This is a genomic window from Streptomyces sp. GL_141 (genome assembly GCF_057834385.1).
Map to the genome: position 1 here is coordinate 6,153,831 of NZ_CM174402.1, position 19,981 is coordinate 6,173,811.

The following is a 19,981-nucleotide window of genomic DNA, read 5'->3' on the forward strand; positions in this document are numbered from 1 at the left end:
TGCGCACCCCCGCAGGGGCCCCCTACAGGTCCAGGACCAGGCGGTCCGAGGCCGCGCGGGAGACGCACAGGAGCATGGAGTCCTCGCGTTCGCCGTCCGTGAGGAGGGTGTCGCGGTGGTCGATGTCCCCCGACAGGACCCGGTGTTGGCAGGTACCGCAGAAGCCCTGCTCGCAGGAGTACGGGGTGTTCGGGAGCTCCCGGCGGACGGCGGTCAGGGCGGACTCCGTCGCCGCCACCTCCACGATCCGCCCCGAGCGGCGGAGTTCCACCGTGAAGGGCTTCGCGTCCCCGCCCGCGGCCGCCGGGGCGAACCGCTCCAAGTGGACCGGGGTGCCCGCCGGCGCGGCCGCCTCGACCGCCGCCATCAGCGGGGCCGGGCCGCAGCAGTAGACCGGCGTGTCCGCTCCGAGTGCGCCGAGCACGCTCAGGTCGGGGAGGCCCGCCTCGTCCTCGGGCACGACCGTGACCCGGTCCCCGTACCGGGCGAGTTCGGCCAGGAAGGGCATCGAGGCCCGCGAGCGGCCACCGTAGAGCAGGGTCCAGTCCGCGCCCGCCGCCGTCGCCGCCCGGAGCATCGGGAGGACCGGGGTGATGCCGATCCCGCCCGCGACGAAGGCGTAGGACGGCGCCGGGACCAGCGGGAAGCGGTTGCGGGGCGGGCGGACCGGCAGCTCCGCACCCTCCACCAGCTGGGCGTGCGCCTCGCGCGAGCCGCCGCGGCCGTCCTCCACGAGCCGGACCGCGATCGTGTAGCGGCCCCGGTCGGCGGGGTCGCCGCACAGGGAGTACTGGCGGACCAGCCCCGACGGGAGCAGCACGTCCAGGTGCGCGCCCGGGGCCCACTCCGGGAGCTCCGCCGATTCCAGCGTCAGGGACAGCACCCCGTCCGCGGGCTCCGTACGGGAGACGATCAGCGCCGGGATCCACCGGCGCGGCGAGTACCCCGAGACCGGGGTCTCCAGCGCGGGCAGCGGCCAGAGGGGCGACCCGGAGTCGATGCGCCGGCCGATCGCACGCTTCGCCAGCCACGCGGCGCCCGCGAGCGCGGTCACCGTGAGGGCGCGCCTCATCGGTGGCCACCGCCGTTCGCGCCGGGCGAGGAGGCCAGGTAGGCGACGGCCTGCGCCGTGGAGCCCTCCTGCGAGGGGTGGTAGCTGCGCGAGAGGTACGTAGGGATCGACTTCAGCATCGCGCCCGTGGACGGCAGGGTCCCCTTGCGGCCCGAGCGGTAGAACTGCCCCACCGAGGCCTTGGAGCCGGGCGGGAGTCCGGGGTCGTGCTCCATGAAGTAGCGCGATCCGCGCTGCCACAGGAAGACCAGCGCCGTGAAGGCCGTGGCCCAGGTGCGCGCCCGGCGGCGGTAGCCGCCGTCGAGGTGCATGAACAGGTCGAAGGCCACCGACCGGTGCTCGACCTCCTCCGCGCCGTGCCAGCGCAGCAGGTCCAGCATCATCGGGTCCGCGCCGCGCCGGTCCAGTTCGGTCGCGTTGAGCACCCAGTTGCCCAGGAAGGCCGTGTAGTGCTCGATCGCGGCGATCATCGCCACGCGCTCCATCAGCCACCACTTGCGGGGCGCGCCCGGCGGCAGCGTCCGGTCGCCGAGCAGCTTCTCGAAGAGCCAGTCGATCTGCGCCGTGTAGGGCGTCGGATCCAGGCCCAGCCGCTTGAGGTGGGGGAGCACGTCGTCGTGCGCGCCGGCGTGCATGGCCTCCTGGCCGATGAACCCGACGACGTCCTCGCGCAGTTGCTCGTCCGTGATGTACGGGAGCACCTGCTTGTAGACGTGCACGAACCAGCGCTCGCCCGCCGGGAGCAGCAGGTGCAGCACGTTGATGGTGTGGTTGGCGAAGGGATCGCCGGGCAGCCAGTGGAGCGGGGTGTCCTCCCAGGAGAAGGACACGTTCCGGGCCTTCAGATCTATGTGCTCCGACGCCACGGGGGCGGGCGACGCGGGCGGCGTATTAGACATGGCGTCAATGTACTGATGGGTAGAGGGGAGGGAAACCCCTCTACCGCCACTTCCTGCCGCCCCCGGCCCTGGCCGGGGCTACCTCCCGGCCAGGGCCGGGACTACCTCAACACCCCCGCCTTCGAACCGTCCGTGAGCTTGCCCGTCAGTTCCACCTGCGCCCCCGCCGGAGCCTTCACCGCCAGCCGGTTGCCCACCGCGACCCCGCTCACCTGGCCGCCGCCCACGGTCAGCGAGGCGAACTGCGCACTGCCCGCCGCCAGGACGTACCACTGCCCGGCCTTCGACTTCCACAGCACCCCGGCCAGCACCCGCGGCTCCCGCGGCCCGCACGCCGGCGAGCCCTCCGCCTTCGCCGCCTGCGCCGCCAGCGGTGCGCCCGGGGCCAGGAACTGCGCCTGCACCCGGTCCGCCGTGCCCTGCCAGGTCTCCGCCCGGGTGCACAGCCAGGTCGCCGTGCCGTCGCCCTCGGGCAGCGGCTGCTTGGCGTACGTCCACGCGTTGACCGTGCGCACCCCGTGCGAGCGCACCGAAGGCAGCAGGCACGCGATCCGCGACCAGTCGCCCAGCTCCGCGCCCTCCGTCACGTTCCGCTCGGCGCCCGGCGCCCCCGAGGTCAGCCGGGCCGGGGTCAGCTCGCCCAGGTCGGTGATCAGCCGGGTCGCGCCGTCACCGGTCACGGCCAGGGCGTTCCAGCTCGTACACGCGCCCTCCGGGGCCGGGCTCGGCACCGGCGGAGTGATCCCCTCCGGCGTCAGCTCCAGTCCCGCCGGAGCCTCCCCCGGCTTCAGCAGGTCCCGCTGCGTCGCGGCCGTCACCCAAGGAGCCGTCAGATAGCGGACGTTGCCGTCGACCCGGCTGAGCACCAGGGCCGCCGCCGTGTCCGCCGAGGCGCCGTCGGTCCGGGCGAAGTCGAGGGCGGCGATCTCGGTGCCGGAGCGCGGTTCGGCGTACCGCACCACGCGCAGGCCGTCGTACAGCAGGACCACGACGGCCTGGTCGACGGTCCCGGCGAACAGCAGCTGCGGGGGCCCCATCGGCGGCCCCGACGGGGTGCCCGGGGTGGCCGAGACCACGACCGAGCGGCCCGGCCGGGCCCAGACGGCCAGCGCCCGCCGCAGCAGCGCGGCATCGTCGACGCGGTCGCCGCGCGCGGGCCAGCCGGAGTAGTCGGTGCGGGAGGCCGTACGCCAGACCGTGGGCGCGACCCGGACCAGCTGCCCGGGATCCAGCGCCTGCTCCGCCGCCGCGTTCTTCGCGTAGAGCGGGGCAGCGGCCCCGTCGGCCCCCCACCCGCCGCCGGGCAGCGAGAGCAGCACCCCGCACACGGCGAGGGCGATCCCGGCGGCGATCCCGGCCCGCACGAGCCGGCGGCGGCGCAGCAGGTCGGTGGGCCGGGCCTGGAGCACGCAGGGGTCGAACTCGGGGGAGGCGAACAGCTCGTCGGTCGAGGGGTCCCCGGACTCCGCGACGGCGGCGGCCGGATTGACCACCCCCGCCTCGGTCAGCACCCGCAGCACCTCCGGCTCGGGCAGCCGCTCCAGCGCCCGCAGCACGCACGCGGCCCGGCCCGGCCCGTCGAGGGTGGCCAGCCACTGGTCCAGCGCCAGCTCCTCGGCCCCGCCCGAGCGCGGGAACAGCCGCAGCCCCCACACCTGGGGGAGCGCCGGCGGCAGTTGAGCCCGCCGGGGCAGCGCGCGGAACGTCAGCGGGATCCCGGCCTCCAGCGCGGAGCGCAGCACGCGCAGCCGTACGTACGCGTACCCCGACTCGGGACCCGCCCCGCCCCGCTGCCCCGGCACCCCGCCCTGCACCGCCGCCTGGGCCGCGGCCGCCCCGTCCCGCCGTCCGCGCGGCAGGGCGCGCTGGGCCAGCGAGTGGGCGGTGAGGACCCGCCGGTTGCGGCCGAGGGCGGGCGGCAGCACCAGGTAGGCCAGCCGCACCAGCCGGGGATAGTGCTCGACGATGGCGGCCTCGGCCTGCTCGACATCGGGGGAGAGGGGGCGGGTGGCGGTATCCGGCGCAGTCACGTTCAGCAGAACGAGCGAATGGTCGGATGGTCACCGGGTCCCAGCGCGCATGTTCGGACGGGACCTTCGGACCGGCTCTCCCGGCGGGGCCGCAGGATCCCGCCGCGGGGCCCGGGCGATCCGACGATCAGGCGATCAGGCGATCAGGCGGGCCCGCAGCGCCTCGACCGTCTCGTCGGAGACGCCGAGTCCCTCGCGCACGTACTTCTCCATCGAGCCGTAGCGCGTGTTCACCTCGTCCAGCGCGGCCTCCAGATAGGAGGGGAAGACGCCGATCAGCGCCAGTGCGATGTCCGGGTCACCGCCGGCCGCCGTGAAGCCCTCGATCATCGGGGCGAAGGCGATCCGCACCGCCGGGTTGACCGACAGGTACTCGGTCATCAGCGTCTCGTCGTCGGCGCCGAGCAGCGACAGGACCACGGTCGCGCCCCAGCCCGTACGGTCCTTGCCCGCCGTGCAGTGGAAGAGCACCGGCCCGGACTGCGGGTCGGCGAGCTCGGTGAGCAGCAGCCGGTACGCGGACTGCGCGGAGGCGGAGCTGACCAGGGAGCGGTAGAGGCTGGTGAACAGGGCCTGGACCTTGCCGCCGCCCAGGTGCTCCTCCGCCACGACCGGGTCGGACAGGATGTCCTTGAGCTGGGCGGCGGGTATCTTCCCGGGGCCGCCGTCGCCCGTGCTGTCGGCCGCCATCTTGTCGGCCAGGGCGTCGGCTATGAGCAGCCGGGCGCCGGCCGGCATCCGGTCGGGGTGTTCGCCGCGCTCCACGCCGGTACGGAAATCGATGACGGTGCCGATGCCCAGCGCGGCCACCACCTGGTCGACGTCGAGGTCGAGCCGGTCGAGCTGGCCGGAGCGCAGCACCAGACCCGGGCGGACGCTGCGGCCCCCGGCGAGCGGGGTGCCGCCGAGGTCACGGAGGTTGGCGACGGTCTTGGCGGTGGTGACGGTCATCGTGGCGGCTCCAACGTGATCAGAGAAGCGTGATCAGAGAATCGAATGATCAGGGAAATGGATGGCGAGGGACGGCTCGGGATGAAGCGCGCTGGGTGACGCGTGTCATCCGTATGATTTTCGGAGATTTCGCTCCGGAAAGGTAATCGGCGGCCAGCGAGACCCCGAGGCCGAGCCCCAGGGCCACCAGGTGCCCGGCGTCGGTGAAGGTCCGCTCCCGCCGCAGCACCGGCCGGACGGCGAGCGCCAGCAGGCAGACCCGGGCGGTGCTGCGCACCGGCCCGCGCGGAAGCGCCGAGGTCAGCGCCCCGAGCACGGTGTTGAAGCCGTAGCTGGTGCCCACGTCCACCGCCCGCCGGGTCCGGGGGCCGGCCGTCCGGCGGAGCACCCCGTGGACCAGCAGGGTGGCCGTGACGTGCCCGAACAGGAAGGCGGCCGCCGTCCACCAGGCCCCGTAGGCGTACTCGGCGTACCCGAGGACGGCCACCAGCAGGAGCGCGTACGGCAGCGGCATCGGCTCCTCGACGAGGAAGGCACTGGCCGGCAGGGTCTCCCAGCGGCCGGCCTCCAGGTTGTCGCTGTTGGTGGAGCACCGGCGCAGCAGCCGCTCCCGCGCCGCCGGATCCAGCCGCTCCAGGGCGTACGCCCCGAGCTGGACCGTGCCCGTGTACACCGCGCTCAGCGGGACCGTCAAGGACAGGGGGCTCATCCGTCCATGATCGGCCACGGGGGTGCCGTACGGCGAGGCGGGGGGCCATGGCACCATGCGCAGGTCATGTCACACAGCCCCGCGCCGATGCGCGCCATGCGGGCCGCGCTCTTCGCGGCGGTGGCCGTCGCACTGGGTGCGGCGGGGCATTCGTACATGTCCGGTACGGACCTTCCCGCACTGGGTCTTCTGTCCGCATTCGGGCTGACCGGAGGGCTCGCCTGGCTCTCCGCCGGGCGCCGGCGCGGACCCCTCTCCATCGCCGCGGCGATGCTCGCCGTACAGGCGGTCCTGCACCTCGTCTTCTCCGCCTCGGCCGGTGGCCGGCACCGGACGGGTGAGGGCGGGGGCGGCGGCACGGACACGGGCGCGGATGCCGCGGATGCCGTGCACGGGGCGCATGCCATGGACGGCATGACCTCCATGGACGGCATGGACGGCATGGCCGCGATGGACGGCATGAGCGCCGTGGCCGGCATGGGTGACATGGCCGCCGGCCACACCCACGACGGGCTCGGCATGATCGCCGCGCACCTCCTCGCCGGGCTGTTCTGCGCGCTCTGGCTCGCCTGGGGCGAGGCCGCCGTCTTCCGGCTCACCGCCGTCCTCGCGGCCGGGGCGCTGCTCGCCGCCCGGCCGCTCTCCCGGGTCCTCGCCCTGCTCCGCGCGCGCGGGATCCCCGTACCGCCGGCGCCGGCGTTCCGGCCCGCCGGGTACCGGCGGCCGCGCACCCTGCGCGGTGCCGTGCACGCGCACACCGCCGAGCGGCGCGGGCCGCCCGCGCGCGGACGGATCCGTATCACGGCCCCCGGCCGTCCTGCCCGCGCCTGACCGAACGGCGCGCCCTCCCCGCCTCGGGTGAGGGGGCGAGACCAGGGGCCGCTCACCCCTGTCTTCGCCAACACCTAGGACACCCATGTCTCTCGACGAGGTCGTCGTCCGCGCAGCGGACCCCGACGCACCTGAATCCGGAACCGACACCGGAACCCTGCCCGCGACCGAGCCCATAGCCGAGCCCGTAGCCGAGCCCGGAACCGAGCCCGGAACCGCCCCCGCCCGCACGCCCGGTACCTGGGCCGCCCTGCGGCCGCTGCTCCTGCGCCTGCACTTCTACGCCGGGGTGCTGATCGCCCCGCTCCTGCTCGTCGCCGCCACCACCGGGCTGCTCTACGCCGGCTCCTGGCAGGCCGAGAAGATCCTCTACGCCGACGAGCTGACGGTCGACCGCGTCGGCGCGAGCGCGCAGCCGCTCAGCGCCCAGGTCGACGCGGCCAAGAAGGCCGCCCCCCAGGGCGCGGTCGCGGCCGTGTGGCCCGCGCCGGAGGCGGACGCCACCACCCGGGTGATCATGGAGAGCCCGGAACTCGCCGAGGGCGAGACCCTCACCGTGTTCGTCGATCCGTATACGGCCGAGGTCCGCGGGAAGCTCACCACCGTCGGCGACGCGCTGCCGCTGCGGGCCTGGCTGAGCGAGTTCCACTCCAGCCTCCAGCTCGGGGAGTTCGGGCGGAACTACAGCGAACTCGCCGCGAGCTGGCTGTGGGTGGTCGCGCTGGGCGGACTCGCGCTGTGGATCGGCCGCAAGCGGGCCCGTAAGGCGGCCCTCGTCGTGCCCGACCGCAAGGCGACCGGCCGCCGCAAGACCCTGTCCTGGCACGGCTCCGTCGGCGTCTGGATCGTGCTCGGCCTCGTGGGCCTCTCCGCCACCGGCCTGACCTGGTCGCGGTACGCCGGCGAGAACATCGGGGAACTCAAGGACGGTCTCGGCGGGGGCACCCCGGCCGTGGCCGCCAAGCTCCCGGGCGCGCCGGCCGCCGACGCCGGTGGCGAGCACGCGGGGCACGGCGCGGCCGCCGGTGACCAGGCGGCGCCCGCCCCGTCGGCGCCGCCGGTGCCGGTTGGTGTAATCGGCCTCGACGGAGCGGTGGCGGCGGCCCGGTCCGCCGGGGTCACCGAGTCGCTGCGGATCACCCTGCCCGCCGCGGGCAAGGGCTATGTGGTCAAGGAGCAGGACAAGCAGGTGCCGGTGCACCTGGACGCGGTCTCCGTGGACCCCGCCGACGGCCGGGTCATGGACGTGCTCCGCTTCGCCGACCACCCGCTGCTCGCCCAGCTCACCCGCTTCGGCATCGACCTGCACATGGGCCTGACCTTCGGGCTCGCCAACCAGCTGGCCCTGGCCGTGCTGGCGGTCCTGGTGATGTCCATGGTCGTCTGGGGCTACCGCATGTGGTGGCTGCGCCGACCGACCAAGGAGCGCACGCTCTCGGCCGGCCGCCCCCAGCCGCGCGGGGCGTGGCGGAAGCTGCCGGTGACGGCGCTGCTGCCGCTGGCCGCGGCGACGGCCGTCGTGGGCTGGTTCGTACCGATGCTGGGCATCAGCCTGCTGGTGTTCCTCGCGGGCGACCTGGTGCTGGGCTTCGTGGCTTCGAGGCGCGGGGCCGGGGCCGGCGCCGAGGTCTAGATCACTGTCCGTGGGCCCGGGCCTCCTCCTGAGGAGCACCGGGGCCCACGGCGTCAGCCGATCTTCCAGAGGGTGAGTGCGGTGACGTAGTCGGGCACGGGGCGGAAGCCGCCCTTGTGGGGCACCACCTCGGTGATGCGGAGCATCGCCAGGTTCCCGTCGCTGGTGACCGTGCACAGCACGGTGCCCTTCGTGAGCTCCTTGCCCTGTTCGAGCTGGTCACTTGTCAGCTTGGAGGCCAGGGCATTGGTGGCGACGGCGTCCTTGCACTCCTCCGGCGTGGTGCCCGGGCTCTTGCCCGTGGCCGTCTGGAAGACCAGGCCCGCGTCGCTCCAGTCGTGGTAGGTGAGCTCCATGTCCCGGTCCGCGCCGATCTCTCCGTTGGGAACGACCTTCGGAGCGTCCAGGTCGACGTGGGTTCCGGTGCTGGAGGAAGGGGCGCGCAGGGTCAGGGGCTTGTCCTGGAAGACCAGCGTGTACGCGGCCTTCGGCGGGGCGGAGGCCGAGGGCGAGGACTTCGGCGGGGCGGAGGCCTGGGCCGGGTCCGGTGATCCGGACGCGGCCGCGGCCGGGGTCTCCTGCCGGGCGGCGGGTGCCTTCGCGTCGTCCTTGGAGTCGTCCCCGTCCAGCAGCCAGACCGTGCCGGCTCCCGCGGCGACGGCGAGGACGAGGCAGGCGGCGACGAGCGCGCCGCGGAACCCCTTGGGTGCCGGGGCGGGGGCGGGGGCGGGAGCGGGAGCCGCGGCCGTGGCCGGCGATGGCGCGGGCGTCGGGCGGCTCGGCCGCGGCGGCCCGGCGGGCCGGGGCGGCGCGAACGCGGTGTCCGCGCCGTGGACCCCGCCGAAGGCGCCGGAGGTCCCGGTCCCCGGTCCCGTACCGGCCGGTCCGAACCCACCGGCGGCCGCGGCGGCTCCCGCACCCGCGGCTGCTCCCGTACCCGCGGCGGCTCCCGCACCGCTCCCGCCCGAGTCCAGCACCGTCGGCACCGGCGGATTCTCCGCGGCCCGCACCCGCCGGGCGATCTCCTGCCCGACCGGCTCCGGGAGCCAGCCGTCGAAATCGTTCAGCGGTCGCCCGGTGAACAGTTCGCACATCGCGGCGAGCTCGTCCGTACCGATCCGGGCCGCCGGATCCGCCGTCAGGCAGCGCTCCAGCAGCGGCCGCAGTTCGAGCGGGTAGCCGCTCAGGTCCGGGGGAAGCCGGTCGGTGTTGGCGATCCGCACGCCGAGGGCCGTGGCCCCGCCCTCCCCGTACGGGTGCCGCCCGGTGGCCGCGACCGCGGCGATGAGGCCGACCGCGAACAGGTCGCCCGCGGTGGTGACCTCGGCGCCCAGCGCGTGTTCGGGGGACATGTACTGCGGAGTGCCGATGACCCCGCCGGTGCGGGTGAGCTGCGTGCTGTCGGCGGCCCGGGCGATCCCGAAGTCGATGACGTACGGCCCGGCCGCGCCGAGCAGCAGGTTGGCGGGCTTCAGGTCGCGGTGCACGACCCCCGCGGCGTGGATGGAGCCGAGGGCCCGCGCCGTGCAGCCGATCAGCTGGAACACGGCGCCGAGCGGGAGCGGACCGTAGGCGTTCAGGGCGTCGTGCAGCGAGAGTCCCGGTACGAACACCGAGGCGAGCCAGGGCGAGGCGCCCGTGGTGTCGTGGTCGAGGACCGGTACGAGGTGGTAGCCCTGCACCCGGCGCGCGGCCCGGACCTCCTGCTCGAACCGGCTCCGGAAGTCCGGGTCCTGCCCGAACTCCCGGCGGATCAGCTTCAGCGCGACGGGCTGCCCGCCGCGCGTGTGCGAGAGGTAGACGGTGCCCATGCCGCCCTCGCCGATCCGGGCGATCAGCCGGTAGCCGGCGGTCTCGCGGGGGTCCTGGGGCTCAAGTGGGGCAAGTACGCTGCCGGTTCCGATGGTCACGACGGAAAAGCCTACGTCAGGGACCGGGCCTGATCAGGGCGGATGTGCGAGGAAATCCCCTTTGTGAAGGCCCGAGTTGGGCGGTCCGACCTCTTCCGGCCCGCCCGCCCGCCCCCCGGGCCCGTACTCCCCCTCGTCAGTACGGGCCCGCCCTCGTCCCGGTCAGGGGGCGTACTTGTAGCCCACCCGGCGCACGGTCTGGATCGCGCCGCGGTGGGCGGCGCCCAGCTTGCGGCGCAGCCGCGCGACGTGCACGTCTACCGTGCGGCCGTCGCCGACGTGGCCGTAGCCCCAGACGGTGGTCACCAGCTGGTCGCGGCTGTGCACCCGGTGCGGGTGCGCGACCAGGTGGGCCAGCAGCTCGAACTCCAGGTACGTCAGGTCCAGGACCTCGCCGTCCACCTCGGCGGTGCGCTGCGCCGGGTCGATGCGGACCAGTGAGTCACCGGTGACGGGCGCCGCGCCGGGGGCAGGGGCGGCGGGAACGGACTGGGGGGAGAAGGCCACCGGCTGCTGGTCGGCCGGTACGAGCACCAGGTACCCGACCATCGGCGGCTGGCCGGGGAGGGTGGGCAGGGTGTGCGCGGGGGCGGGCAGCCAGGTGGCGCCGGGCGGCAGGAAGTCCGCTACGCGGGCAACGGCGCCCACCTCGTCGCGGTCCACGGCCCGCAGGCGGTGGCGCGGACTGGGCGGGAAGCTCGGGTAGGTCAGGGGAGAGGTCGCAGCGGAGGCGGCGGAAGCGAAGGAACGGGTGTTCGCCATGAGTGGTCAGCTCTTTCACGCGGAGTGGTCGGCAGGAGACGTACGTAAAGGCGTCGTCTTGTGTCGTACCGCGCAGACCGAAGGCCTGGGGGAGGTCGGTTGGAAGTCCCGGAGGCTTTAGAGGGCCGGCGCGTTCTTCGCGCGGCAACACACCCGGTCGAAATCGTGATCCTGACGGGAAGGCCAGAACGGCTCGAGGTCGCTGCGACCTGTCGAGGTGTGCAAGTAGCTGGCCATGGCCCCATTCAAGCAGATCTGGAGGCGCCGGGGCAGACCCCGTCTCACTTAGTGGAGCGGAATCCCACATTCCGTGATCATGGCATGAACGGACCATTGCAATCCCGGCAATCCGTCACCCGCCGAGCCGCTTCCGCCACTCCATCCCGGTCACCCGTATCGCATCGTGGGCCGATCCGTCCCACGCCCAATTCGGCCCGACCGCGTCCAGCGCCGCCACGACCTCCCGGCCCACGGAGGCCGGGAGCTCCTCGCCCGGCTCGAAGCCCCCGTGGAGCAGCCGCAGGTCGTGCCCCGCCGCGGCGCCCTCGGCGTTCTCGCTCAGGGTCGCCCGGTCGTCGTAGCCGCACCGCAGCCACTCCCGCACGATCCCGGTCGGCTCCCGCTCCACCTCCGGGGCGAGCGGCGGCACTTACTCCACCGGGAACTCCAGCCGCTCCCACACCGGGCCGAGGTCCCAGCCCTTCTCCCGGCGGGCCCAGCGGGCCATCACGTCCACCACCTCGCCCGCCGTGCGGACGCAGGCCCGGAAGTGCCGGTCGGCTGAGCCGTCGCGATACTCCAGCTGGTAGTCCCCGCCCGTCTCGTGCCAGACCTGGACGTACGCGTCCGGTTCGTCCGGGAGCCGTTCCACGATGAGGAAGTGGTCGCCGTCGGCGCCGATGCGCCCGACGATCTCGGACAGCCAGGGGAGCGCGGGGCGGCGGTAGGCCTCGGCGGACTCGGTGCGCAGGGTGACGGGCAGCATGGCGCACACGATGGCAGGTGCCACCGACAGCGCGGCGCCCGCCCTCCCCGGGGGGAAGGCGGGCGCCGCGGTGGTGTCAGGGGTGGTGGGCCGGGATCAGACCAGGCCGTCCTTCTCCAGGGCGGTGCAGCAGGTGTCCGTGATGAGGCGGGTCACCACGTACGGGTCCACGTTCGCGTTCGGGCGGCGGTCCTCGATGTAGCCCTTGCCGTCCTTCTCGACCTGCCACGGGATGCGGACGGAGGCGCCGCGGTCCGAGACCCCGTAGCTGTACTCGTTCCACGGGGCGGTCTCGTGCAGGCCCGTCAGGCGCTCGTCGATGCCGGCGCCGTAGTTCTTGACGTGGTCCAGCGGCTTGCTGCCCTCGCCCAGCGACTCCGCCGCGGAGATGATCGCGCGGTAGTCCTCGCGCATCGCCTTCGTGGAGAAGTTGGTGTGCGCGCCCGCGCCGTTCCAGTCGCCCTTGACCGGCTTCGGGTTCAGCGTCGCGGAGACGTTGAAGTCCTCGGCGGTGCGGTAGAGCAGCCAGCGCGCGATCCACAGCTGGTCGGAGACCTCCAGCGGGCCGACCGGGCCGACCTGGAACTCCCACTGGCCGGGCATGACCTCGGCGTTGATGCCGGAGATCGCCAGGCCCGCCGCGAGGCAGTGGTCCAGGTGCTTCTCGACGATGTCGCGGCCGAAGATCTCGTCCGAGCCGACGCCGCAGTAGTAGCCGCCCTGCGCGGCCGGGAAGCCGTTGACCGGGAAGCCGAGCGGGCGGGTGCCGTCGAAGAAGGTGTACTCCTGCTCGATGCCGTAGATCGGCTCCTGAGCGGCGAACTTCTCGGCGATCGGACGCAGCAGCGCGCGGGTGTTCGACTCGTGCGGGGTCATGTCGATGTTCAGGACCTCGCACAGGACGAGGACGTTGTCGCCGCCGCGGATCGGGTCCGGGCAGGTGAACACCGGCTGCAGTACGCGGTCGGAGGCGTGGCCCTCGGCCTGGTTGGTGCTCGAACCGTCGAAGCCCCAGATCGGCAGCGCGTCGCCGTCCGCCATGATCTTGGTCTTGGAGCGCAGCTTCGCCGTCGGCTCGGTTCCGTCGATCCAGATGTACTCAGCCTTGTAGCTCACGGGGCCCCATCCTTCGGTGCGTCGCTCCGGCGCAGACTCTGCGGGTGCTGCGCTGCGTCCTGCGGATCGCGTACGGCGGTTCACGTCCCTGTGGCTCGCGTACTGCGACATTCGTTCTGCGGTGTAGACCGCAGCGTGCCCGCTCGCGGTTTCTCTTCCGTTGCCCGTGTGTGAACCCCGTGTTACCGAGGTTTACGCCGCAGGTGGGCGTGGTCGAGAGGGTTGCCGTCGGGACGCCCGTACGGGTGGGGCAGACTGGGCGGGTGAGCATTTCGTACGATTTGACGTCCGCCGGAGATGCCGCCGAAGAGGCCGCTCCCGGGCCCCGCCCCCGGATCGGGCTGCTGGGCACCGGCCCATGGGCCCGCCGCACGCACGCCCCCGCCCTCGCCGCACACCCCGGCTCCGAGTTCGCCGGAGTCTGGGGCCGGCGCCCCGAAGCCGCGGCCGAACTGGCGCGCGAGTACGGGGTGAAGGTGTACGAAGACCCCGACGCGCTGTTCGCCGACTGTGACGCCGTGGCCTTCGCGCTCCCGCCCGACGTACAGGCCCCGCTCGCCGTGCGCGCGGCCGCCGCCGGCTGCCACCTGCTGCTCGACAAGCCCGTCGCCACGACCCCGGCCGACGCCCGCGCGGTCGCCGCCGCCGTGGCCGAGCACCGGGTCGCCTCCGTGGTCTTCCTCACCCTGCGCTTCGCCGAGCCGACCGCCGGCTGGGTCGCGGAGCAGGCGGAGCGCACGGGCTGGTTCACCGCCGCCGCGCACTGGCTCGGCGCGGTCTTCCCGCCCGACGGCGAGCCCAGCGCCTACGCCGACTCGCCCTGGCGCAAGGCCAAGGGCGGGCTGTGGGACGTGGGCCCGCACGCCCTGTCCGTACTCATCCCCGTGCTCGGCGACGTCACCGAGGTCAGCGCCACCCGCGGCCCCGCCGACGTGGTCCAGCTGGCCCTGCGCCACACCTCCGGCGCGGCCAGCACCGCCGTGCTCAGCCTCAGCTCCCCGCGCGCGGCCGCCGGGGTGGGGCTGGAGCTGCGCGGGACCGCCGGCGTCTTCGGCCTGCCGGAGTGGAGCAACGTCCCGGGGGCCTACGGCCGCGCCGTGGACGCGCTCCTCACCTCGGCCCGCACCGGGGTGCCGGACGTACGGGGGGCGGAGTTCGGGGCCCGGCTGACGGAGATCCTCGCGGAGGCGGAGGCCCAGCTGCCGGAGTGAGCCGCCCCTCGGGAGCCGCTGCTCGGGGGGTCCGCCGCTCGGGCCGGACGGGGTCTCTCCGTCCGGCCCGCCGGGCTGTCCGGCCCGGCGGGCTGTTCGGCCCGGCGGGCTGTTCGGGTCGTCCGGCTGTCCGGCCCGGCAGGCCGTTCGGCGCTATTTGATGACCGCGTTGGCCGCGATGATGGCCAGCCCGATCGTGGCGTCGGCGACCCCGATGAGCAGCGCCGAGCCGAGTTTGTAGCCGACCCGGAGGGCCACGAAGGCTCCCCAGGCGAACAGCATCGCGGTGTTCACGCCGAGCCCGACGGCCGTGACCCCGTGCGAGTCCCAGCCGGTGAGTCCGGCGACGAGCAGGAGCAGGACCGTGGGCAGGGTGGCCGCGATCATGGGCCACTCGTTCCACAGCGCCCGTCCGAGGATCCGCCACCGGTGCCCGGCCGAGCCGGCCTGATGGGTGCTCATGTGGTGCGAGTACCCGTGCGCGAGCCCGGCGGTGGCGGCGGTGACGAGCACCCAGCTGGCGTCGTAGAAGGGGGTGTACTCCCCGCCCTTCTGGTCGAGCGCGGCCAGCAGCCCGGACGCGAGGACGGTCCCGTACACCCCGCCGAACATCCAGTCGGCGCCGCGCCGGGGCGGCGGGAGCGGCGGGAGCTGGGACACCGGGAGGCCCGGCGGCCCCGGCGGCCCGGGCGGCACCGGGGGCTCGCCGGGCGCGGTGGGACGCGGGTGCTGCTGCTCGTTCACGATGAATCCTTTGGTGCGGTACGTCCCCTTTGTGCTTCCCCCACCCTACGAGGCGCGGGATGGGGCCGAGGTGAAGGGCCGTGACGGGAGGGGGGACGGCGAGGCCTCACCCCGGCGGCGCAACGGCGGAATACCGTGGATCGCGGGCGACTTGAACCCCGCATGGCAACTCTTGGACTCATCGGAAGCGGCAACATCGGAAGCACCCTCGCGCGGCTCGCCGTGGACGCGGGGCTGGACGTGGTCCTCAGCAATTCCAGGGGGCCGGAGACCCTGGACGCCCTGGTCGCCGAGCTCGGCCCGCGGGCCCGGGCCGCCACCCCGGTCGAGGCGGCGGCCGCCGGCGACTGGGTCGTGGCCACCATCCCGCTCGGGAGCTACCGCGAGCTGCCCGCCGAGGTGCTGGCGGGCAAGGTCGTGCTCGACACGCTCAACTACTACCCCCAGCGGGACGGGGTCTTCCCCGCGCTGGAGGCGGAGGAGGCCACCACCAGCGGGCTCGTCCAGGAACACCTCTCCGGGGCGCAGGTCGTCAAGGCGTTCAACAACATCTACTTCAAGCACCTGCTCGCCCTCGCCCGCCCGGCCGGCTCCCCGGACCGCTCGGCCCTGCCGATCGCCGGCGAGGATCCGGCCGCCCGCGCGTCCGCAACCCGCCTCCTCGACCTGCTCGGCTACGACGCGGTCGACGCGGGGGAGCTCGCCGAGAGCTGGCGCTTCCAGCGCGACACGCCCGTGTACGTCCTCCCGTACGCCGAGGACCCGGCCCGTCCCGGAGGCCTCGCCGAGGACCCCGGGACCGTCGCCGACGCCGCGTCCGTCCGCACCGCGCTGGCCAAGGCCGTCCGGCCCGCCGGCTCCGCCGGATGAGGATCCTGACGGTCGGAGCCGGCGCCGCGGGCGGCTACTTCGGAGCGCGCCTCGCCCGGGCCGGCCGGGACGTCACCTTCCTGGTGCGCCCCCGGCGGGCCGAGGCCCTGCGGGCGCGCGGGCTGCGGGTGAGCGGGCCGGGGGAGGAGATCGTGCTCGCGCCGAGGCTCGTCACCGCCGACGCGCTGGAGGGGACGTACGACCTCGTCCTGCTGTCCGTGAAGTCCACCTCCCTCGAAGCGGCCGTACGGGACCTCGCGCCGGCGGTCGGTCCCGGGACGGCGATCCTGCCCCTGCTCAACGGAATGGCCCACCTCGACCACCTCGCGGACCGGTTCGGGGACGCGGCGGTGCTCGGCGGCGTGGCCAAGGTCGTCACCACCCTGAACGAGCACGGCGACATCCTCCGCATGGCTCCGCCCACCGTGGTGCTCACCGGCGAACGCGACGGCCGTCCCTCGGCGCGGGTGGACGCCGTCCGCGAGGTGCTGGCCGGGGCGGGGATCGACACCCCCGAAGTGCCCGACATCATCGGCGCCATGTGGCACAAGTGGGTCTTCATCACCACTCTGGTGGCGGTGACCTCCCTGGCGCGCGGAGCCGTCGGCGAGGTCAGCGCCGTGCCCGGCGGGACCGGGTTCGGCCTCGCGGTCCTCGCGGAGGCGGCCGCCGTGTCGGCCGCCGCCGGGTACCCGGTGCCGGAATCCGAACGCGGCTTCACCGCCCGGACGCTGGCCGCCCCGGACTCGCCGCTGACCCCGTCGCTGTACCGGGACCTGCTCGCCGGTCACCCGACCGAGGTCGAGCACGTGCTCGGCGACCTGTCCGCCCGCGCCCGCGACCTCGCCGTCCCCACCCCGTTCCTCGACCTCGCGACGCTCCAACTGCGGGTCCACCAGCGGCGGGTGGCGGAGGGGGAGTAGAGCCGGCCAGGCCCGGGGCCTGCCCGAATGGCCTCAGGGCCGGTCGCGCAGGCCCCTTCAGGGTGGCCTGGGGGTCGGGTCAGGGTGATCACTGATGGGCAACGCGCGGCGGGTGGCGGAGTGTTGGTGTCAGAACCCACCGAGTCGAGCTGTCTTCTCCAGGAGCCACCGATGAACGCACGCCCCCGCGCCCTCCGCCGGATCGCCGTCACCGGCATCGCCCTGGCGGCCCTCACCGTGGGTGTGGGCGCCCCGGCCGCACTGGCCGCGCCCGGAGGGCCGGTGGGGTCCGCAGGGTCCGCCGCGACCGCGACCGCGGCCCACGCCCAGCGGGCGGCCCCCCAGGACCCCGCCGCGCTGCGGGCCTTGCTGGCCTCGCTGCCCGACGACGTCTCGACGGGGGCCCTGGTGCGGCTGTCCGGATCGGGGCTGCGCACACCGTGGACCGGGACGGGCGGGCCGGTCGCCGCGGACGCGGAAGTCCCGATCGGCAGCGTCACCAAGCTGTTCACGAACGCCCTGGTGCTGAGGCTCGCCGCGGAGCACCGGATCGAGATCGACGCGCCGGTGCGCCGCTACCTGCCCGACCTGATCCCCGGCGCCTACGCGGGCGTGACCGTACGGCAGCTCATGGACCACACCGCCGACCTGCCGATGGTCGCCGGCGAGTCCGCCGATCCGCGCACCATGGTGCTCGACACCTTCGCGGCGGACGCGGCCGCCCGCCCGGACCGCATACCCGCGCCGGGCGCGGTCCAGCAGTACAACGGGACGAACAGCCTCGTCGCCGGCCTGCTCGTGGAGCGGATATCCGGCCGGACCTACGAGGAGGAACTGCGGCGCCGCACCTCGCCGCACTGCCAAGGCACCCGAGTACGTCCAGTACGCAGGAGCCCCGGCAGCGCGGCGAGGCACGGCACCGGACGACGCGGGCCTGACCGGCAAGATCTGAAAGAGACGGCCTAGGTTCTGTTTCCTGGATCAGGTGCGGAGCCAGATCGTCAGGGCTGCGATGGTGACGGTTCCGAGGTAGACGTAGGCGCGTTTGTCGTAGCGGGTGGCGACTGCCCGGAAGTTCTTGAGGCGGTTGATCGCCCGCTCGACGACATTGCGTTTCTTGTACCGGTCCTTGTCGAACCCGGTCGGGCGTCCGCCGGCCGAGCCGCGCCTGCGGCGGTTGGCCCGCTGGTCCTTGGGCTCGGGAATGGTGTGCCGGATCTTGAGTTTCCGCAGATAGCGGCGGTTGCTCCGGGAGCTGTACGCCTTGTCGGCGCTGACGCTGTCGGGCCGGGTTCGGGGCCGCCCCGGCCCAGTGCAGGGCACCAAGATCTTCTCCAGCACCGCCTCGAACTGCGGGCTGTCCCCGCACTGCCCGGCCGTGAGGATCAGCGACAGCGGGCGACACCGGCCGTCAGCGGACAGGTGGATCTTCGTGGTGAAGCCGCCCCGCGAGCGCCCTAAGCACTCGCCTGCCGCACCACCTCCGCCAGGCGGGCAGACAGCCTCCGCAGCACCGGATCGCCCTGGTTTGCCCCGCTGTTGGCCCCCTTTTGGGGAGCAATCGGCGGCGGGGCCACCTTCCTCGCGCCAGCCGCATGCTGGTGGGCACGTGCCGTGGTGGAGTCCACCGACACGTCCCAGTCGATCCTGCCCGCGGAGTTCTCCGCGGCCTGCACCCGCGTCAGCAGCAACTGCCACGTTCCATCGGCCGACCAGCGGCGATGCCGTTTGTAGACCGTCTCCCACGGCCCGAACCGCTCCGGCAGATCCCGCCACGGCACACCGGTCCGCACCCGGAACAACACCCCGTTGATGACCTTCCGGTGCTCGCTCCACCGGCCACCACGCGCCCCGCCACGAGGCAGGAACGGCTCCAGCCGCTCCCACTCCGCAGTCGTCAGATCTCCCCGCCCCACCATGCCGACCAGCCTGAACCCCACAGCATGATCACGTCAGGAGATCCAGGAAACAGAACCTAGGCGGTCCCGGCCCGCGCCGTGCGGGAGAGGGCTTCGCGGACGGCCTCCTCCGAGCGGGCCACCACCGCCGTGCCGTCCTCGGCCGTGATGATCGGGCGCTGGATCAGCTTCGGGTGGGCCGCCAGGTGGCTGATCCAGGCCCCGCGGGCCTCCTCGGTCTCCTCGCGCGGCAGGTCCCGTACGCCCGTCTCCTTGGCCAGCGGGTCCGAGGTGCGGGTGATGTCCCAGGGCTCCAGGCCCAGCCGGCCCAGGACCTCGCGGATCTCGGCCTCGGAGGGCACGTCCTCCAGGTAGCGGCGGACGGTGTACTCGGCGCCCTCCGCGTCCAGCAGGGTCAGGGCGCTACGGCACTTCGAGCAGGCGGGATTGATCCAGATCTCCATGCCCGAAAGCTTAGCGAGGCCTCGTCTGGCCAGGTCCTTTGTCAGTGGTCGACGGTAAAATTCAAGGAGAAGGACAGGACGCCAACTTGCCTTTGGGAGGCTGTAGATGGCCACTGCCATGACCCTGCACACCATCGAGCCCGTCAAGAAGAAGCCGCTGCCGGCGGGGCTGCCCCGGGAGTGGTACGAGAGCCACAACCGGCGGCTGAAGGCGATGCGGCTGGCGATATCGCTGCTCGACTCGGGCACCTATGACGCTCAGCGCGCCACCAACCGCAAGATCCGCACGATGGCCGTCCGGACGGGCATCCGCCGGCCGTCGAACGTCACCTGCAAGATGGTCCGTTCCTTCATCCGCGACGCCGGGTAGGCCTCAGCCCGCCTCGGGGACCTCCGGGAAGCTGAAGCCGTAGCCCTGCTCCTTGAGCCACGGCGGCAGCTTTTCGAGGGCCTCGACGGACTGGGAGCGGTCGCGGCCCCCGTCGTGCATGAGGATCGTCGGCCCCTTCATCCGCTTCGCGTCCAGGATCTCCTTCACCAGGTCCGGGTGCTTCTTCGCGTTCGGCCCGGTCAGCAGAAGGTGGCCTTCGCCCCGTGGGCCTCGAGGAGTCCGAGCGCCTTCGGGGTCCACTTCGGGTCCGGGCCGTCGTCGAGGGTGAGGTTGACGACCTTGCCCCCGTCCTCGGCCGCGCGCGTCAGGGCCGATCCGACCAAGAGTGGGGCCGGGGCCTCGATCTGCTGGTTCCGCGCCGAATCCGGTTCCGCGGCCGCGTCGTCCCCGGCGAGGCCCAGCACGATCGAGCCGGTGATCAGGGCGACGGCTCCGGCCGCCGCGATGATCGCCGTGATCCGCTGGTTGTGTTTGTACGGTGCGCGCATCGATTGGGCCTCGGGTTCCGTGCTCGAAGGGCTGGAAAACCCGAGCGAAACATGGAAATTGACCCAAATGGGCGATTGTCATCGTTTGGTCATG

General features: G+C 73.6%; 21 protein-coding genes and 1 pseudogene. 7 read left to right on the forward strand and 15 right to left on the reverse strand.

From position 1 onward, the window contains the following. Positions 1-22: 22 nt before the first annotated feature. From AC3IX6_RS27255 to AC3IX6_RS27275, 5 genes are all read right to left on the reverse strand, one after another. Complete coding sequence (locus AC3IX6_RS27255) at positions 23-1,072, reverse strand: PDR/VanB family oxidoreductase (protein ID WP_489365468.1); 1,050 nt, start codon at positions 1,070-1,072, stop codon at positions 23-25. Further along, positions 1,069-1,971, reverse strand: coding sequence for a metal-dependent hydrolase (locus tag AC3IX6_RS27260; protein ID WP_489365470.1), 903 nt, complete (start codon positions 1,969-1,971; stop codon positions 1,069-1,071). The genes AC3IX6_RS27255 and AC3IX6_RS27260 overlap by 4 nt, the downstream gene beginning before the upstream one ends. A 101-nt stretch (positions 1,972-2,072) precedes the next feature. Then, positions 2,073-4,001 (reverse strand): hypothetical protein, encoded by a 1,929-nt coding sequence (locus AC3IX6_RS27265; RefSeq protein WP_489365472.1) that lies wholly within the window; start codon positions 3,999-4,001, stop codon positions 2,073-2,075. A 135-nt stretch (positions 4,002-4,136) separates the two neighbouring features. Continuing rightward, positions 4,137-4,952 carry a tyrosine-protein phosphatase gene (locus AC3IX6_RS27270; protein ID WP_489365474.1) on the reverse strand — a complete coding sequence of 272 codons (816 nt, stop codon included), beginning with the start codon at positions 4,950-4,952 and terminating at the stop codon, positions 4,137-4,139. 49 nt (positions 4,953-5,001) lie between these two features. Beyond that, positions 5,002-5,661, reverse strand: coding sequence for a rhomboid-like protein (locus tag AC3IX6_RS27275; protein ID WP_489365476.1), 660 nt, complete (start codon positions 5,659-5,661; stop codon positions 5,002-5,004). A gap of 66 nt (positions 5,662-5,727) precedes the next feature. Between AC3IX6_RS27275 and AC3IX6_RS27280 the strand changes: the two genes are divergently transcribed. Next, on the forward strand, positions 5,728-6,492 hold the full coding sequence (locus tag AC3IX6_RS27280; protein WP_489365478.1) for a hypothetical protein: 765 nt from the start codon (positions 5,728-5,730) through the stop codon (positions 6,490-6,492). 85 nt (positions 6,493-6,577) lie between these two features. Further along, positions 6,578-8,125 carry a PepSY-associated TM helix domain-containing protein gene (locus AC3IX6_RS27285; RefSeq protein ID WP_489365479.1) on the forward strand — a complete coding sequence of 516 codons (1,548 nt, stop codon included), beginning with the start codon at positions 6,578-6,580 and terminating at the stop codon, positions 8,123-8,125. A gap of 53 nt (positions 8,126-8,178) precedes the next feature. Here AC3IX6_RS27285 and AC3IX6_RS27290 read toward each other — a convergent pair whose 3' ends face one another. From AC3IX6_RS27290 to glnII, 5 genes are all read right to left on the reverse strand, one after another. Further along, positions 8,179-10,035 carry a serine/threonine-protein kinase gene (locus AC3IX6_RS27290; RefSeq protein ID WP_489365481.1) on the reverse strand — a complete coding sequence of 619 codons (1,857 nt, stop codon included), beginning with the start codon at positions 10,033-10,035 and terminating at the stop codon, positions 8,179-8,181. A 162-nt stretch (positions 10,036-10,197) separates the two neighbouring features. After that, positions 10,198-10,797, reverse strand: coding sequence for a winged helix-turn-helix domain-containing protein (locus tag AC3IX6_RS27295; RefSeq protein WP_489365483.1), 600 nt, complete (start codon positions 10,795-10,797; stop codon positions 10,198-10,200). 352 nt (positions 10,798-11,149) lie between these two features. Continuing rightward, positions 11,150-11,446 carry a DUF6891 domain-containing protein gene (locus AC3IX6_RS27300; protein WP_489365484.1) on the reverse strand — a complete coding sequence of 99 codons (297 nt, stop codon included), beginning with the start codon at positions 11,444-11,446 and terminating at the stop codon, positions 11,150-11,152. Further along, a complete protein-coding gene (locus AC3IX6_RS27305) occupies positions 11,447-11,782 on the reverse strand; it encodes a hypothetical protein (RefSeq protein ID WP_489365486.1) in 336 nt (111 codons plus the stop codon). 96 nt (positions 11,783-11,878) lie between these two features. Beyond that, the gene (gene glnII, locus AC3IX6_RS27310; protein WP_385377575.1) at positions 11,879-12,898 is read right to left on the reverse strand and encodes a glutamine synthetase; all 1,020 of its coding nucleotides are present in this window, start codon (positions 12,896-12,898) and stop codon (positions 11,879-11,881) included. A gap of 281 nt (positions 12,899-13,179) precedes the next feature. On the opposite strand from glnII, the gene AC3IX6_RS27315 reads away from it, so the two are divergent. Then, positions 13,180-14,109, forward strand: coding sequence for a Gfo/Idh/MocA family protein (locus AC3IX6_RS27315; RefSeq protein WP_489371575.1), 930 nt, complete (start codon positions 13,180-13,182; stop codon positions 14,107-14,109). A gap of 153 nt (positions 14,110-14,262) precedes the next feature. Here AC3IX6_RS27315 and AC3IX6_RS27320 read toward each other — a convergent pair whose 3' ends face one another. Further along, positions 14,263-14,853, reverse strand: a complete 591-nt coding sequence (locus AC3IX6_RS27320) for a hypothetical protein (RefSeq protein ID WP_489365488.1) — start codon at positions 14,851-14,853, stop codon at positions 14,263-14,265. A 162-nt stretch (positions 14,854-15,015) separates the two neighbouring features. Here AC3IX6_RS27320 and AC3IX6_RS27325 point away from each other — a divergent pair, with 162 nt between their 5' ends. From AC3IX6_RS27325 to AC3IX6_RS27335, 3 genes are all read left to right on the forward strand, one after another. Further along, positions 15,016-15,723 carry an NADPH-dependent F420 reductase gene (locus tag AC3IX6_RS27325; protein WP_489365489.1) on the forward strand — a complete coding sequence of 236 codons (708 nt, stop codon included), beginning with the start codon at positions 15,016-15,018 and terminating at the stop codon, positions 15,721-15,723. Further along, complete coding sequence (locus AC3IX6_RS27330; RefSeq protein ID WP_489365491.1) at positions 15,720-16,646, forward strand: 2-dehydropantoate 2-reductase; 927 nt, start codon at positions 15,720-15,722, stop codon at positions 16,644-16,646. The genes AC3IX6_RS27325 and AC3IX6_RS27330 overlap by 4 nt, the downstream gene beginning before the upstream one ends. 171 nt (positions 16,647-16,817) lie before the next feature. Next, positions 16,818-17,612, forward strand: coding sequence for a serine hydrolase domain-containing protein (locus AC3IX6_RS27335; RefSeq protein ID WP_489365492.1), 795 nt, complete (start codon positions 16,818-16,820; stop codon positions 17,610-17,612). A 15-nt stretch (positions 17,613-17,627) separates the two neighbouring features. Here AC3IX6_RS27335 and AC3IX6_RS27340 read toward each other — a convergent pair. Beyond that, positions 17,628-18,565 (reverse strand): annotated as a pseudogene (locus AC3IX6_RS27340) (IS5 family transposase). A 56-nt stretch (positions 18,566-18,621) separates the two neighbouring features. Continuing rightward, the gene (locus tag AC3IX6_RS27345; RefSeq protein WP_489365494.1) at positions 18,622-19,008 is read right to left on the reverse strand and encodes an ArsC/Spx/MgsR family protein; all 387 of its coding nucleotides are present in this window, start codon (positions 19,006-19,008) and stop codon (positions 18,622-18,624) included. A gap of 106 nt (positions 19,009-19,114) precedes the next feature. Between AC3IX6_RS27345 and AC3IX6_RS27350 the strand changes: the two genes are divergently transcribed. Beyond that, the gene (locus tag AC3IX6_RS27350) at positions 19,115-19,378 is read left to right on the forward strand and encodes a hypothetical protein (protein WP_250743574.1); all 264 of its coding nucleotides are present in this window, start codon (positions 19,115-19,117) and stop codon (positions 19,376-19,378) included. A 3-nt stretch (positions 19,379-19,381) separates the two neighbouring features. Here the strand turns inward: AC3IX6_RS27350 and AC3IX6_RS27355 are convergent, their stop codons facing one another. Continuing rightward, positions 19,382-19,546 (reverse strand): hypothetical protein, encoded by a 165-nt coding sequence (locus AC3IX6_RS27355; RefSeq protein ID WP_489365496.1) that lies wholly within the window; start codon positions 19,544-19,546, stop codon positions 19,382-19,384. A 32-nt stretch (positions 19,547-19,578) separates the two neighbouring features. Then, entirely contained in the window at positions 19,579-19,887 is a 309-nt protein-coding gene (locus tag AC3IX6_RS27360; protein WP_489365498.1) for a polysaccharide deacetylase family protein, read from the reverse strand. Positions 19,888-19,981 lie beyond the last annotated feature (94 nt).